The organism is Alicyclobacillus sp. CIJ1 (assembly GCF_057538885.1).
Map to the genome: position 1 here is coordinate 1 of NZ_BAAJPH010000092.1, position 285 is coordinate 285.

Annotated in this window: 1 pseudogene; it reads left to right on the top strand. The window is 61.8% G+C overall.

Going from position 1 to position 285, the window contains the following annotated elements:
• Window positions 1-285 (top strand): annotated as a pseudogene (locus AC27E8_RS06615) (hypothetical protein); the annotation flags it as partial.

A 285-nucleotide genomic window follows, 5' to 3' on the forward strand; every position in this document is an offset into this window, starting at 1 on the left:
GACGTGCCGCAGAGTACGCCGGAGCATATTGTCGCGCCGGATCCATTCGGTGGCGGCAATGGGCAGGCGACGTCGTTCTTGCCGATCTATTACGTGGATAAGGCCCTGGCGCAGCTCGGGATCCGCGCGGAGTGGAACGGCAACAAAGGCGTGCTGAACCTCATCGCGCCGAGTACGGTGAATGTGACGTATCCGAGCAACGTGGAGCCTGTGCCGATCACCAGCGGGACGATGGTGATTGAGGTCAACGGCAAGCCCGTGATCTACGCGCCGCGGATCACCTAT